Below are 14886 nucleotides of genomic sequence, written 5' to 3' on the forward strand. Positions count from 1 at the left end.
CCGTTGAACCTGTTTGAACGAAAAAAAAGCCGCCTTCCAAGCGGCTTTATCATCAGCTTTTTTCCTGTTCCAACTGCCGGGCTTCTTCTTGGGCATAAGGAACGTGATGCCGATAGCTTCTAAATCCTGCCCAAGTACTTAAACCGCCAATGATAATAAAGACGGTGGCTACGATATATGTTACGGTTGTATTGAAAAGGAAAAGTTGATTGATTCCAAACAAGGCAACAAACAAGCCAAGTGCCATGCTTGATTTCCCACTCAACAATTTTCTTTCCATGGGGCGGCGGCTCCTTACATACTTTATTTTATAATAAAGATAAAATGAGAACGAAAGTACGATAAAAAAAACAAGAAATGGCAATTTTGTAACCTCCAAAAAATCAGCGTTCATATCCACACCATTGTAACGTCATTTTTAAGGAAATGCCACTGGGTGCATCAATGAAGTTTTAATAAAAATGTGAACAGGCTCCGCAAGAGCGAAAGGAGTTACATATGAAAGAGCAAATATTCGAAGCGATTAAACGGTATCAAAAGATTATTATCCACCGGCACGTTCGGCCGGATCCCGACGCTTACGGCTCTCAAGGCGGATTGGCGGAAATCCTGGCGGCATCTTTCCCTGAAAAAGAAGTTTACGCTGTGGGTCGGCATGATCCGTCACTCGATTATTTGCGTAAGCCGGATGTTATTGACGATGATGTATATGAAGGGGCGCTTGTCATCGTTTGTGATACAGCCAATCAGGAACGAGTATGTGATGCCAGGTATAAAGACGGCGAAATGCTGATAAAAATAGATCATCATCCGAATGAAGATCCGTACGGGGATCTTTTATGGATTGATACGGAAGCCTCTTCCGCAAGTGAAATGATTTATGAGTTGTATGATACATTTCAAGAGCAGGGTTTAAAGATGACCGACGAAGCGGCAAGGCTTATTTATGCCGGAATTGTTGGAGATACAGGCCGGTTTTTATATCCGAGCACGACGGCAAAAACGTTTCAATATGCCAAGGAGCTCATCCAATATTCGTTCGACCGCTCCCTTTTATATGATCAGATGTACGAGTTGTCTGCCAATATGATCAAACTGCAAGGGTATGTATTGGAGCACTTTGAGATGGATCCCGACGGGGCGGCGTTTGTTTCCATTGATAAAGAAACATTGAAGAAATATAACGTACAGCCCACCGAAGCTTCCTTGTTGGTCAGTACGCTCGGTATCGTAAAAGGAATCAAGGCATGGGCATTTTTTATAGAAGAAGAGGATCAAATACGGCTGCGGCTGCGTTCCAAGGGGCCTGTCATCAATACGATTGCCATGAAATATAATGGCGGCGGGCATCCTTTGGCGGCAGGAGCATCCGTTTACACATGGGAAGAAACAAAGCAAGTTATCCAAGATGTGAAAGCAGTTTGCAGACAAAGCTGAGCCGACGGATTAGCCGGCCAGCTTTATTTCTGCAATAAGCGCAACGGTTGTATAAAAGTATAATTCTTTCACTTCAAGCTCGTATGTTTTCCCATTGATTTTGAAAGACTTATTTTCAACTGTCTTTTTAATAATTTCCTTATTTTTATATACATCCGTCAAATTTTTCGCGATAAGCGACTTTAAATCTTCTTTGACCGCTTCTTCTGCTTCAAATATGCTTTGTCGGTCTGTGATGCGGTATCGCTCAAAACCGATAATTTTAACGTCGATTTTTTGAATGGTCAGCATTTCTTCGTTTTTCTTATTTAATTCTTGATAGTCCTCTTGGAAAATTTGAATATAGCCTCTTAGTTCCTTAATTTGAACGGCTTGTTTTTCTATGAGGGCGCTGTTTCTTTCTTGCAACGCCCCAAACATGAACAAAAATATAAGCCAGCTAATGCAGCCGCCTACTGCAGCCCCGGCTAAAAACCGTTGCCAAGACGGCTGCTTGTAATAAGGCGGTATCCTCATGAAAGATGCTCCTGAGTGAGCCAAGAAATGATGAGTGAAGCGGTTTTGGCTCCGCCCATTGCCGACAGGATCCAAAGAAATTGTTTAAATAAATCTCTTGTGCCGCCTTCCAAAAAGCCTTTTTCAAAACTGTATACAGTATCGAATGTGCCGCCGATCGCGGCGATAATTGCCCAAATACGGACCTTTACGGCAGTATTGGCAATTTCAGTCAAAAGGGGTTCTCCAGTAATAAAAGCCGCCAATCCCCCAATTAATGAACCACCCAACAACACGCCTAGCGCGACAAAATAACAGTAAAAAAAAGTCGGGAAAAATGATTCATGCACGGTTATCATCCCCAAAGTTTTATAAAGCTTCCACTAATACATATATGGGACAAAACATCATTATATGAAGAAAGTATATAATAGGGTTGATATTCTTTTTTAAAAAATATGCAAAGAAGGAAAGAGGTGAATCCGTTGAACTTTCCCCAATTGAATATTTCCACCGCATACAGCTTGCTTTCCAGTACAATCTCCATACCCGCCCTTATTAAAAGGGCGAAACAGCTGCAATATCCAGCCCTTGCTTTGACGGATCATCACGTTTTGTATGGCGTGCTTCCTTTTTACAAAGCTTGTATAAAAGCGGAAATCAAACCGATCATTGGGATGACCGTCCATGCCGGAAATGGGGAAGAAAGGGCGCAAGCGATCCTGCTTGCCGAAAATAATGCCGGATATGCCAACTTATTGAAGGTTTCCAGTTTCATTCAAATACAACACAGCGAAATAATTCCTTGGGAAAAGCTTGCACAATACAGTGAGGGATTATTTGCTGTTTTTATCGGTCAGGAAGCAGATAACCAAAATGGAGACCTGAACCGGTTTTTACATATATTTGGCAACCGATTTTATATCGGATTACAAAATTACGGCAGACAACAAGATCGCGACAGGATGACTTCCCTTGCAACATTGGCCCGGTCCCTTGGCATCCCTATGGTTGCAGCCAATAATGTACGGTACTTGGACAAGCAAGATGCGTTTGCTTATCATTGTTTACTTGCGATTCGGGATGGAAATCAAATGGCAGTAGAGGAGCTTGACCAGACAGAAGGGCTTTATGATTTGAAAAGCCGGCCGGAGCTGGAGCAATTATTTTCAGATTTCCCGGAGGCGCTTCAAAACGCCGCGGATATCGCTGAAAAATGCAATGTCATGATTGAAACAAATCAACATTTACTTCCGAGATATCCAGTTCCGGCTGGTGAAACGTCCAGGGAGATGCTCCGCATGCTGACTTTTCAGGGATTGAAGGAGCGGCGCGTTGACCAAGAAGAATACATCTCAAGACTGGAATATGAGCTTCATGTTATTCATGAGATGGGGTTTGATGATTATTTTCTAATCGTATGGGATTTTATGAAGTATGCTCGTGAGAACGGTATTTTGACTGGACCGGGACGGGGGTCGGCAGCCGGATCTCTCGTTGCCTATTCACTTGGCATTACCGAAGTGGATCCGCTAAAATATGGTCTGCTGTTTGAACGGTTTCTCAATCCGGAACGAATTTCACTTCCGGACATTGATATTGATTTTCCTGATATTAGGCGGGATCAAGTCATTCAATACGTTGTCGAAAAATATGGAAAAGAGCATGTCGCCCATATTATTACGTTTGGAACGTTTGCCGCAAAAGCCGCAATTCGCGATACAGCCCGCGCCTTCGGGTTTGATTCAAAAGAATTGGACAAACTTTCACGTATGGTCCCCGGGCGGCTTGGATTAACTTTAAGAAGGGCCTATGAAGAATCGGAACAGTTGCGCCAATTCGTCAACGAGTCTGACCGGAATCGCCGCCTGTTTGAGACGGCTTTGAAAATTGAAGGCTTGCCGCGGCACGCTTCGACCCATGCTGCCGGAATGATCATAAGCGACCAACCGCTTGTTGATATTATCCCGGTTAAAGAAGGGCCTGACGGTACGCCCATCACCCAATTTCCGATGGAAGATCTGGAAGAAATCGGTCTATTAAAAATGGATTTTCTCGGTCTTAGAAACTTAACCCTCCTTGAACAAATTGTGAAGAGTATTCAAATCGAGACGGGCGTCAAATTGAGAATCGAGGATATACCGCTTTCGGATGAAAAAACATTTGAACTGCTGCAAAGAGGGGATACAACAGGCATTTTTCAGCTTGAGTCGGGGGGCATGCGAAAAGTGCTCCGTGATTTAAAGCCGACTGAATTTGAAGATATCGTGGCTGTCAATGCGCTGTTCAGGCCGGGTCCGATGGAAAATATACCTGTCTATATTGCCCGTAAGCACGGGAGGGAAACGGTCCGGTACCCTCATCCGGATTTGGAGCCGATTTTGGATTTCACATATGGTGTCATTGTCTACCAGGAACAGATCATGCAAATCGCTTCCAAGATGTCCGGATTTTCTCTTGGCGAGGCTGATCTTTTAAGGCGGGCCGTCAGCAAGAAAAAGAAAGATGTCCTTGATCAGCAGCGGGATCGTTTTGTAGCGGGAGCCCGAAAAAACGGCTATGATGAAAAAACGGCAAACGAAACGTATGATTTGATCGTTCGTTTTGCCAATTATGGATTCAACCGCAGCCACGCGGTCGCATACAGCTATATCGCCTGGCAATTATCTTGGTTGAAAGCTCATTATCCGAAACATTTTATGGCTGCTCTTTTAACATCCGTCATTGGAAATGAAGATAAAATCGCTTTGTACGCAGCCGAAGCAAAACAAAAAGGAATTGCTATTTTGCCGCCTTCAATCAATAAAAGCCATTATCCGTTTAAACCGGAAGACGAGGGCATCCGGTTTAGCCTTGGGGCGATCAGGGGACTGGGAGCGGCCGCGCTGAAGGAAATTGTCCAGGCGCGGAAAAGTCGGCCATTTGAAGATTTGTTTGATTTTTGCCTCCGGGTGTCGCCGCGGATGATCAACCGGAAAATACTTGAATCTCTTGTCTATTCCGGCTGCTTCGATGAATTTGGCCATGATCGCGCTGTATTGCTGGCCACACTTGATGTGGCGATTGAGCATGCCGAACTGATGAGACCGTCACGAAACGCCCAAACAGAAGATTTATTTGTGGATGAAGCCATGTTTCAATTCAAGCCAAAGTATGTGGAAGTTGAACCGATGGGCTTGTCAGACAAGCTGTTTTTTGAAAAAAAGGCTACGGGCATTTTTCTATCAGACCACCCCGCTAGTACCTTTAAAGCGGCATTTATGTCCAATGGGGCTGTCGATTTAATCAAGCTTTCCCCGGGGCGGCGCAATGTTGCCGCTGGAGTATATTTGGCAAAAGTCAAGACGATCCGGACAAAGAAAGGCGACATGATGGCATTTGCGACATTGAGTGATTCTTCAGGTGAAATGGAGGCAGTGATTTTCCCGGAAGTGTACAAACGTCATATGAAGCTTATTCAACAAGGGGAAGTTGTCCTGGTGGACGGGCATGTCGAAGAAAGAAACAATCAACCGCAATTTATGATCAATAAAGTGACATCAGCAGAGGAACTTGACATTATGGATCATAAAATGTTGTATCTTAAAGTCATTGAACCGCTGCATGAAAAGGAGACATTAAATCAATTAAAGAAAATATTGAAAAACCACCCCGGCAAAACAGAGATCATATTGTATTATGAAAAAAAACGCCAGACGATTAAGCTGGGTAAAAATAATTTGGTAAACCCAAGCGAAAACTGTTTAAAAGAATTGAAGGCTTTGCTTGGAGAGCCATGTGTCAAGTTAAAATAATTTTTTCAAATGGACCATAATATGTTATATTGTTTTATAAGCTTTTAGACATATAAAAAATGAAAAAACGGGTATGGCAGGAACGAAGGAGTGAACCTTTTTGACATTAAGAGAAGAAGCATTGCACATGCATAAAATATTTCAGGGGAAGTTGGAGTCAAAATCCAAGGTTGAGGTTAGAAATGCAAAAGATTTAAGTCTTGCTTATTCTCCTGGTGTTGCAGAGCCTTGTAAAGAAATTTATGAAAATCCAAGTTCGGTTTATGATTATACGATGAAAGGAAATATGGTTGCTGTTGTTTCCGACGGAACAGCGGTTCTTGGACTTGGAAATATCGGGCCTGAAGCAGCTTTGCCGGTGATGGAAGGAAAAGCTGTTTTATTCAAAAGCTTTGCCGGCGTTGATGCGTTTCCTATATGTCTTGACAGCACGAATGTAGATGATATTGTCAAGGCGGTTAAATTGCTTGAACCGACATTTGGCGGTGTCAATCTTGAAGATATCGCAGCTCCGAATTGTTTTGAAATCGAAGAAAGATTAAAAAAGGAATTGACGATCCCTGTCTTTCATGATGATCAGCATGGAACTGCTATTGTAACGGTAGCCGGACTTGTCAATGCGTTGAAATTGACAGGCCGAAAAATGTCTGAAATCAAAATCGTTGCCAATGGCGCAGGTGCAGCCGGAATTGCCATCATCAAGCTTTTACATAGTTACGGTGTGCGCGATATTATTATGTGTGATTCGAAAGGCGCCATTTATGAAGGACGCCCTGAAGGCATGAATGAAGTGAAGGAAGCAGTGTCCAAATTTACAAACCGCGACCGTCAGGATGGAAACTTGGCGCATGTCATCCAAGGAGCCGATGTCTTTATCGGGGTGTCGGTAGCGGGTGCGCTGACAGAAGAGATGATTGCGACGATGAATGACGATCCGATCATTTTTGCCATGGCAAATCCAGATCCGGAAATTATGCCGGAAAAAGCAATGGCGGCCGGGGCAAAAGTCGTCGGGACAGGCCGTTCAGATTTCCCCAACCAAGTAAACAACGTTCTGGCGTTCCCAGGCTTGTTCCGGGGTGCCTTGGATGTGCGTGCGACTCATATTAATGAGGAAATGAAGCAAGCGGCTGTTGAGGCCATTGCAGGGTTAATTTCAGAGGAGGAACTTTCCTCGGATTACGTCATTCCACGTCCGTTTGATCCCCGGGTTGCACCGCATGTCGCCGCTGCTGTAGCGAAAGCCGCAATGGAAACTGGTGTCGCCAGACAAAGAGTAGAGCCTGAAACGATCAAGCAAAGAACGATGGATTTGGCTGTCGTTGGAAAAAACAACTGAAATAAGCCTAGAGACAAATCAACGAAGGCCGTGCCGCATATTAAGGGCCGGTCTTTGCTGTGCAACGGTAACGAATAAAGAAATGATAATAGTTGAAAGGAGGGCGTTCCTTTGCTAAAGGATTTTTTTTCCAAGCCTAAAAAGAAAAAATATGCCACAATCCCACCGGAAACAGCAAAGCAAGATGTTCCAGAAGGCATCATGACAAAATGTCCGAATTGTAAAAAGATCATGTATACAAAAGAACTGCAAAAAAACTTAAAGGTTTGTCTCCATTGCGGATATCATCACAAAATGACCGCGTTTGAAAGGGTAGACAGCCTGTTTGATGAAAACACGTTCGTCCGTTTTGAGGACAATCTTACTTCTGCAAACCCGCTCGGCTTTCCAAATTATTTAGAAAAACTGGAACAGGACAAGAAAAAATCCAATTTGGATGAAGCGGTTCTGACAGGTTCGGGCTCCATCAATGGAACGGAAGTGGTCACGGCGATTATGGACTCCCATTTTCGAATGGGAAGTATGGGGTCGGTCGTCGGTGAAAAAATTACTAGAGCCATTGAAACTGCGGCAGAAAAAAACGTGCCGTTCATTATTTTTACCGCTTCGGGCGGAGCCCGGATGCAAGAAGGCGTGTTATCGTTAATGCAAATGGCGAAAACGAGCGCGGCATTAAAAATGTTCAGCGACAAAGGCGGACTGATCATTTCGGTTATGACGCACCCGACAACAGGAGGCGTGTCAGCAAGCTTTGCCTCACTCGGGGATTTTAATTTTGCTGAACCAGGTGCTTTGATCGGCTTTGCTGGCCGCAGGGTTATTGAGCAGACCATCAGGGAAGAATTGCCCGACGATTTCCAAACAGCCGAATTTTTGCTGAATCACGGACACCTTGATGCTGTGATCCCACGCCTTGAAATGAAAGAAAAGCTGACAACGGTGCTGGAAATCCATCAACAAGTAGGTGAACTATCGTGGTAAACGAGCTTGAATTTGAAAAGCCCGTCTTGGAATTGCGCAAAAAAATTGCCGAGCTAAGGGAGTTTACGAAAGATTCCGATGTCGACTTATCTGATGAAATCGATAAGTTGGAAACCCGATTGGAAAAGCTTGAGAAGGAAGTATATGAGAATATGCGGCCATGGGACCGGGTCCAGCTTGCCCGCCATTCAGCGCGGCCGACAACACTTGATTATATAGGTGAGCTGTTTACGGACTTTTTTGAGCTGCATGGAGACAGGCTGTATGGTGATGATGCGGCGATCGTCGGTGGAATCGCCAAATATAAGGGCCTGCCTGTTACGGTCATTGGCCATCAGCGCGGGAGAGATACGAAAGAAAATATTCGCCGCAATTTTGGCATGCCGCACCCGGAAGGCTATCGCAAGGCGCTGCGTTTGATGAAGCAGGCGGATAAGTTTAACCGGCCGATTATTTGCTTTATCGATACAAAAGGCGCGTATCCCGGGAAAGCTGCCGAAGAACGTGGACAAAGCGAAGCAATCGCGCGAAACTTATTTGAAATGGCTGGTCTTAAAGTGCCGATCATTTGTATCGTGACCGGAGAAGGCGGAAGCGGAGGCGCTTTGGCACTCGGAGTCGGAGACCGAATTTACATGCTCGAAAACTCAACATATTCTGTGATTACTCCCGAAGGAGCGGCAAGCATACTGTGGAAAGATGCTTCATTCGCCAAGCAGGCGGCCGAGGCATTGAAGATAACCGCCCCTGATCTGAAAGAACTCGAAATTATTGATGAAATTATACCGGAAGTAAAAGGCGGAGCCCACAGAGATATGGAAAAACAAGCCGTCGAAATCGATAAAGTCATGACAAAAGCTTTGCGTGAACTGTTGGAAAAAAGCCCTGAAGACCTTATAAAAGAGCGTTATTTAAAATACAAAAAAATGGGTAAATACATACAACAAAAAGCAGTTGAAAATGTAAAGTGATAAAGATTGCCCAACGCGGGCATTCTTTTTTTTGTTGGGAAGTGTGTATTCGCCAAGTTTTTATATAAAAGCGAAAGAGCTGTTATAGCGCAAATGATCGGAATGTATCAGGCATCTCCCATTTTGCGTGTTTCGGTTTTGGTGCTGCCCCAGCCGTTATGAAGCGTGCGACAAGGCTGGCATTCTTAATTTCCACAAGCCGATTTTTCGCTTTGGCATTCCGAGACGGTATTATTCGAAAACAGCGATGCTTGTCGCAAATGCTTTTTCATGCAAATTTCACATACCCAATATACTCTTGAAAAATTTGTGAATCATTTCATTTAATGGTATTTTTAACTTAGCTAGGATTGTTGACAACTTGTGTTGGGGGTGGACTATATGAGAAAAATGGCGGTTCTAACGAGTGGAGGAGATGCTCCCGGGATGAATGCTGCCATCCGTGCCGTCGTGAGGAAGGCAATTTTCCATGGGCTTGAAACGTATGGGATTTATCAGGGATTCAGCGGGTTAATCTCGGGCAATATTAAAAAGCTTGAGGTAGGAGCGGTTGGGGATATTATACATAGAGGCGGAACAATTCTTCAGTCAGCCCGCTGTGAAGAATTTAAGACGAAGGAAGGACAACTCCAAGGGTTAGAGCAATTAAAAAGCAAAGGTATTGACGGTCTGATTGTCATTGGCGGAGATGGCTCCTATAAGGGGGCACAGGGATTGTCTCAACTTGGATTTCCTTGTATCGGCGTACCTGGCACGATTGATAATGATATTCCAGGCACTCAATATACAATTGGATTTGATACTGCTTTGAATACTGTTTTGGATGCAATAGATAAAATCAGAGATACGGCTACTTCTCATGAACGCACTTTTATTATTGAAGTAATGGGCCGCCATGCGGGAGACATAGCACTTTGGTCAGGACTGGCGGGAGGGGCGGAAACGATTTTGATCCCGGAAATTCCCGGTGATTTGAAAGAGATTGCCCAACGTCTTGAAAAAGGAATGGAAAGAGGCAAGAAACACAGTATTATTGTTGTTGCAGAAGGTGTGACGAGCGGTACGGAAATCGCACTGAGATTGGAAGAAGAAACGGGGCTTGAAATCCGGGTGTCCGTATTGGGGCATATGCAACGAGGAGGATCGCCAACAGCATTTGACAGGGTGCTTGCAAGCAGACTTGGTGCAAGGGCGGTGGAATTGCTGATGGATGGCAAAGGCGGTCGTGCAGTTGGAATACATAAAGATGAAATAATAGATGAGGACCTTTTTTCAGCATTGGAAAAAGCCCACGATTTTAAACAGAACTTATACACGTTATCAAAAGAGCTATCCATCTAACAAAAAACAACTTCAGAGGAGGTTTCCCCATATCAATGAAAAAGACAAAAATAGTTTGTACGATAGGGCCGGCGAGTGAAAGCCCCGAGCTATTGGATCAAATGATTGCTGCGGGAATGAATGTGGCACGCTTAAATTTTTCACACGGAAATCATGAGGAACATAGCGAAAGAATCGCCAATATTCGCAAGGCAGCTAAACGGGCAGGCACCGAAATTGGTATATTGCTTGACACGAAAGGGCCTGAGATCAGAACGCATGACATGGAAAATGGGGCTGTTGAACTAAAAGAAGGATCCGAAGTCATTATCTCGATGAAAGAGGTAACGGGGACGGCTGAAAAAATGTCTGTTACATATGAAGGTTTGATCGAGGATGTGCATGTTGGCTCGAAAATTTTATTAGACGATGGATTGATCGAGCTAGAGGTGACCGAATTAAAAGAGGACAGGCAAGAGATCGTCACGAAAGTCATCAACAGCGGAATATTAAAAAATAAAAAAGGCGTCAATGTACCCGGAGTTTCCGTCAACTTGCCGGGTATTACGAACAAGGATGCGAAAGATATTTTGTTCGGCATCCAGCAAGGAGTCGACTTTATCGCTGCCTCGTTTGTCAGAAGAGCTTCCGATGTTTTGGAGATCAGACAGCTCCTTGAAGAAAATGGGGCGCCGCATATGCATATCATCCCAAAAATTGAAAACCAGGAAGGTGTTGACAACATCAATGAAATCCTGGAAGTTTCCGACGGTTTAATGGTTGCCCGCGGGGACCTTGGTGTTGAAATTCCCGCTGAAATGGTGCCCCTCGTGCAAAAAGAATTGATTCAAAAGTGCAACGAGGCGGGAAAACCGGTGATTACCGCTACACAAATGCTTGATTCTATGCAAAGAAATCCGCGACCGACGAGGGCGGAAGCAAGTGATGTGGCCAACGCCATTTTTGACGGATCAGATGCCGTTATGCTTTCCGGGGAGACGGCTGCCGGGGCTTATCCGGTTGAAGCAGTCAGAACGATGGCCAATATTGCTCTAACATCCGAACAAGCGATGAATCACAAAGAGCTTCTTTCGAAAGTTAGTAAAAACGGAAAACGCAGTATGGTGGACGCCATTTGCCAATCGGTGGCACATACAGCCATTAATTTGAATGTAAATGCAATTGTTGCTCCGACGGAAAGCGGACATACAGCGAGGATGATTTCAAAGTTTCGACCAAAAGCGCCGATTGTGGCGGTGACATCCCATGTTGCGGTTACCAGGCAGCTGGCGCTTGTTTGGGGAGTACAACCCCAGCTTGGCCAAAAGGTGACAACAACTGATGAAATGCTTGACCTTGCCGTTACCGAGAGCCTAGATAGCGGTCTTGTAAAACATGGAGATCTCATCATTATTACCGCAGGTGTTCCCGTTGGTGAAAAAGGAACAACAAACTTAATGAAAGTGCATGTTGTGGGCGATATATTGGCAAAGGGACAGGGAATTGGCAAAAAATCAGCGTATGGAAAAGCGGTGGTTGTGAAAAGCGCTGCAGAAGCACGGGAAAAAATGGAAGAAGGAAACATTTTGGTTACGATTGGAACAGATCGGGAAATGGTACCAGCCATTGAAAAATGCGCTGCCCTCATAGCAGAAGAAGGCGGATTGACAAGCCATGCGGCTGTTGTTGGAATTAGCTTGGGCATTCCCGTTATCGTTGGGGTGGAACGCGCAACCGAAATGATAGAAGACGGCCAGGAAATAACAGTTGATGGAACCCGGGGGGTCATTTATAACGGCCATGCAAGCGTGCTGTAAACTGTGGTATAATTATTATAAACAACCACCGGGGATGTGAAGCCGAATGAAATATGTAATGCTTGTTTTTATTATCGTTCCGGCATTGGAAATTGGACTGTTTATTTTAACAGGCCAGGCAATTGGAAGCTTTGCCACGGTTGCCCTTATTATTGCAACAGGCATCTTGGGCGCCGCACTTGCAAAAAGAGAAGGGCTAGGTGTACTGAGAAACATCCAAGAACAAATGCGTTTTGGACAACCGCCCGGTGTCGCGCTGCTGGAAGGCTTTTGCGTCCTCGTTGGAGGATTGCTTTTGCTCACACCGGGATTTATCACCGATGCTATCGGCTTAATAATGCTGTTGCCTCCTACAAGGAAGCTTATGAAACCGATGTTGCTGAAATTGTTTAAACTCTGGATCTCAAAACGGCAGATTTATATATACAGATAAAAAGGATAGACCGGGAAGTAGGATGTTCTCCCGGTCTATCCTGTTGTTTTGCGTGTTGGAATGTATAATCTTGCAGCTCGAAGTTGATTTCACACGGGGAAGTAAAAGTGCCATGAAGGATATCTCCTGCACTTAAAAAGGTTTGTCGCCGGACGACTTTCGTTAAACGAAACGCTTTTTTCCACCCACAATGAGAATCAATGCCGCTATACATTTTGCTGCCAGTCCTATAGGGCTTTCAGCCAGCTTTTCGAACCCAAAATCAAGAGGAACATGTAAAACAATGTCTCCCACAAGGTTCAGTTCACTTCCAAGTATCCCGTGCTCATTACATTCATTCCCGGGCTGGCACGGATACTGCCACCATTGAAATAACGGTAAATCCTTGACGGTGATGCTTCGTTTACCCTGGATACATAAAGCAAAAATGATCGTTGTTAAATCAAGCATAAACGTTAAAGGAACCAGGCCGGGAAAGACCATGAATGTTCAAGCGGCTCAACTTAGCCCATTAACTTTCCCTTGGCGGCCGGGGCGTACCTTTGATATAAGCCCAAATATCGCGAAACACGTTGGCTCTGTGGAGTGTGGTAAGAAGCACGAGTGTTACCGGACCAAGAATTAAACCCAGAAAGCCGACCAGCTTGAATCCGACAAACAAGGAAACAAGCGTTGCCAGCGGGTTCATCCCGATGTTGGAAGATAAAATTTTAGGCTCCATCAATTGCCTTTGGACAATCACAACTGTATATAAAATTCCAAGGCCGATCGCAAGCCCGAAGTTGCCGGTCAGAGCTTCATAAATGATCCACGGAACAAATACCACACCCGTTCCAAGATAAGGCAGCAGATCCACAATTCCTGCAATGAGGGCAATGGTAATGGCGTAGTTTACACGCAAAATCAATAATCCGATTAACACAATCACAAGCGTGATGGAGATAAGGGTAAGCTGCGCCTTTACAAAACCGGCGAGCGCCTTTCTCAAGTCGACAAAAACCCTCAACCCGCTGTGCCATACTTTTTCGGGTAACATCTTTGTTAAAGAAGTGGAAAGTTTGTCCCAATCTTTGCTGATAAAGAAAGTTGCAAGCAGTGAAAAAATAATGACAGTTGCCGCGTTTGGAATCCAGGAAACGAGGGAAGGCAATTTGAGAAAGAAGTTTTGCAAAAAAGCTGTCGCATTTTCCGATATTTTATTGCCGGTCTCGCTTATACTATTTAAAATAGTCTCTTGTTGACCACTGTCAAGACTTTTAAACATGCTGGCTACTTTATTGTAAAAAGGGATGACTTGATTGGCAAAAAGTTTTTCTAAATACGTGATCATTGTGCCCACATGTTCAGGAACAACTTTCGCTAAATAAGAGGCGCCTGCCACGATTTCCGCAATTAACAAAGTGATCAGACCTGTAAATACTCCAATCACAACGAGAAGTGCCGTTAGCACAGCGAGTATCTTGGGAAACTTCCAGCGCTTTTCAAGAAATCGGACCGCGGGATTGATCGAAACGGCGATCACGATCGCAATAATGAAAGGATAGGTTAACTTAAAAATGTAATAAATCGCTATAAGCGAAAGGGTAATAACAGCAACAACAATCAAAAATCGAATGAATCTGTTTACATTTTCACGATCCAAAGAACCCCCACCTTCATTTCGGCTTATTGGCTGTCCGGGCAAGATGCTCCGGAACACGATCTTTTCTTTTATAATACCATGTTATGAAAGATTCTGTTATTGATTTGGGAGATGAATTATTTGTTAAACCAGGCTTATTTATTTTTATTTCTATTGCTGGGCATCGGTTTCCTGGCAAAAAACCAATCTCTTGTTGTAGCTGTTTCCGTTTTGGTCATACTAAAAATGGCAGGGGCAGATGAAAAGCTTTTTGGCATCATACAGGCAAAAGGAATTAATTGGGGAGTTACCGTTATCACGATTGCGGTACTAGTTCCCGTGGCAAGCGGCCATATCGGTTTTAAGGAACTGGGAGGCGCAGTCAAATCTCCTATGCATGGGTTGCCTTGGGAGCTGGAATGGCCGTGGCGCTTATTGCCAAGTATGGCGTTACCCTGCTCACTGAAGATCCCCACATTACAACAGCTCTTGTTCTCGGAACGATCATGGCGGTTTCCCTGTTTAAGGGGGTTGCGGTCGGGCCGTTAATTGGGGCGGGGATTGCATACTTCATCATGAGAATATTCGAGTTGTTGCGGATTGGAAAAGGTTTGTGAAAGACCTTACTGGATCAATCTGTCAAAAAAGGAAAACACCATTTTCTTTCCGTATTTGCAG

13 protein-coding genes and 1 pseudogene are annotated in these 14886 nt (G+C 44.4%); 9 read left to right on the plus strand and 5 right to left on the minus strand.

All coding sequences use genetic code 11. The features are described from left to right. Positions 1–52: 52 nt before the first annotated feature. Complete coding sequence (locus MHB50_RS04595) at positions 53–364, minus strand: YtpI family protein (RefSeq protein ID WP_205179036.1); 312 nt, start codon at positions 362–364, stop codon at positions 53–55. Positions 365–498: 134 nt separating this feature from the next. Here MHB50_RS04595 and MHB50_RS04600 point away from each other — a divergent pair, with 134 nt between their 5' ends. Continuing rightward, complete coding sequence (locus tag MHB50_RS04600; protein WP_340084920.1) at positions 499–1437, plus strand: bifunctional oligoribonuclease/PAP phosphatase NrnA; 939 nt, start codon at positions 499–501, stop codon at positions 1435–1437. Between the two features lie 9 nt (positions 1438–1446). Here MHB50_RS04600 and ytrI read toward each other — a convergent pair whose 3' ends face one another. Together ytrI and MHB50_RS04610 are read right to left on the minus strand one after the other, a co-directional pair. Then, complete coding sequence (gene ytrI / locus MHB50_RS04605; RefSeq protein ID WP_077110085.1) at positions 1447–1953, minus strand: sporulation membrane protein YtrI; 507 nt, start codon at positions 1951–1953, stop codon at positions 1447–1449. Continuing rightward, a complete protein-coding gene (locus MHB50_RS04610; RefSeq protein ID WP_321189654.1) occupies positions 1950–2282 on the minus strand; it encodes a YtrH family sporulation protein in 333 nt (110 codons plus the stop codon). Before MHB50_RS04610 ends, ytrI begins: the two co-directional genes overlap by 4 nt. 135 nt (positions 2283–2417) lie before the next feature. Here MHB50_RS04610 and dnaE point away from each other — a divergent pair, with 135 nt between their 5' ends. From dnaE to MHB50_RS04645, 7 genes are all read left to right on the plus strand, one after another. Next, positions 2418–5726 (plus strand): DNA polymerase III subunit alpha, encoded by a 3309-nt coding sequence (gene dnaE, locus MHB50_RS04615; protein WP_340085289.1) that lies wholly within the window; start codon positions 2418–2420, stop codon positions 5724–5726. 100 nt (positions 5727–5826) lie between these two features. Further along, a complete protein-coding gene (locus MHB50_RS04620) occupies positions 5827–7065 on the plus strand; it encodes a malic enzyme-like NAD(P)-binding protein (RefSeq protein WP_077110086.1) in 1239 nt (412 codons plus the stop codon). Positions 7066–7176: 111 nt separating this feature from the next. After that, a complete protein-coding gene (gene accD, locus MHB50_RS04625) occupies positions 7177–8046 on the plus strand; it encodes an acetyl-CoA carboxylase, carboxyltransferase subunit beta (RefSeq protein WP_077110087.1) in 870 nt (289 codons plus the stop codon). Beyond that, complete coding sequence (gene accA, locus MHB50_RS04630) at positions 8040–9017, plus strand: acetyl-CoA carboxylase carboxyl transferase subunit alpha (protein WP_077110088.1); 978 nt, start codon at positions 8040–8042, stop codon at positions 9015–9017. The genes accD and accA overlap by 7 nt, the downstream gene beginning before the upstream one ends. Before the next feature lie 381 nt (positions 9018–9398). Beyond that, positions 9399–10358, plus strand: a complete 960-nt coding sequence (pfkA, locus tag MHB50_RS04635) for a 6-phosphofructokinase (protein WP_339162218.1) — start codon at positions 9399–9401, stop codon at positions 10356–10358. 35 nt (positions 10359–10393) lie between these two features. Beyond that, a complete protein-coding gene (pyk, locus tag MHB50_RS04640; protein WP_205179023.1) occupies positions 10394–12154 on the plus strand; it encodes a pyruvate kinase in 1761 nt (586 codons plus the stop codon). Between the two features lie 46 nt (positions 12155–12200). Next, positions 12201–12587, plus strand: a complete 387-nt coding sequence (locus MHB50_RS04645) for an FxsA family protein (protein WP_077110091.1) — start codon at positions 12201–12203, stop codon at positions 12585–12587. A gap of 162 nt (positions 12588–12749) precedes the next feature. Here MHB50_RS04645 and MHB50_RS04650 read toward each other — a convergent pair whose 3' ends face one another. Next, positions 12750–13037, minus strand: a complete 288-nt coding sequence (locus tag MHB50_RS04650) for a hypothetical protein (RefSeq protein ID WP_171973816.1) — start codon at positions 13035–13037, stop codon at positions 12750–12752. A gap of 61 nt (positions 13038–13098) precedes the next feature. After that, a complete protein-coding gene (gene ytvI / locus MHB50_RS04655; protein WP_077110093.1) occupies positions 13099–14229 on the minus strand; it encodes a sporulation integral membrane protein YtvI in 1131 nt (376 codons plus the stop codon). Positions 14230–14349: 120 nt separating this feature from the next. Here ytvI and MHB50_RS04660 point away from each other — a divergent pair. Continuing rightward, positions 14350–14825, plus strand: a pseudogene (locus tag MHB50_RS04660) (DUF441 domain-containing protein). Positions 14826–14886: the final 61 nt, after the last annotated feature.

It is taken from the genome of Siminovitchia sp. FSL H7-0308, assembly GCF_037980985.1.
Lineage (GTDB): Bacteria > Bacillota > Bacilli > Bacillales > Bacillaceae_C > Siminovitchia > Siminovitchia thermophila.

Coding starts and splice junctions, on each gene's coding strand:
- MHB50_RS04600 (WP_340084920.1), top strand. CDS start 499: ATGAAAGAGCAAATATTCGAAGCGATTAAACGGTATCAAAAGATTATT.
- ytrI (WP_077110085.1), bottom strand. CDS start 1,953: ATGAGGATACCGCCTTATTACAAGCAGCCGTCTTGGCAACGGTTTTTA.
- pfkA (WP_339162218.1), top strand. CDS start 9,399: ATGAGAAAAATGGCGGTTCTAACGAGTGGAGGAGATGCTCCCGGGATG.
- pyk (WP_205179023.1), top strand. CDS start 10,394: ATGAAAAAGACAAAAATAGTTTGTACGATAGGGCCGGCGAGTGAAAGC.
- MHB50_RS04645 (WP_077110091.1), top strand. CDS start 12,201: ATGAAATATGTAATGCTTGTTTTTATTATCGTTCCGGCATTGGAAATT.
- MHB50_RS04650 (WP_171973816.1), bottom strand. CDS start 13,037: ATGCTTGATTTAACAACGATCATTTTTGCTTTATGTATCCAGGGTAAA.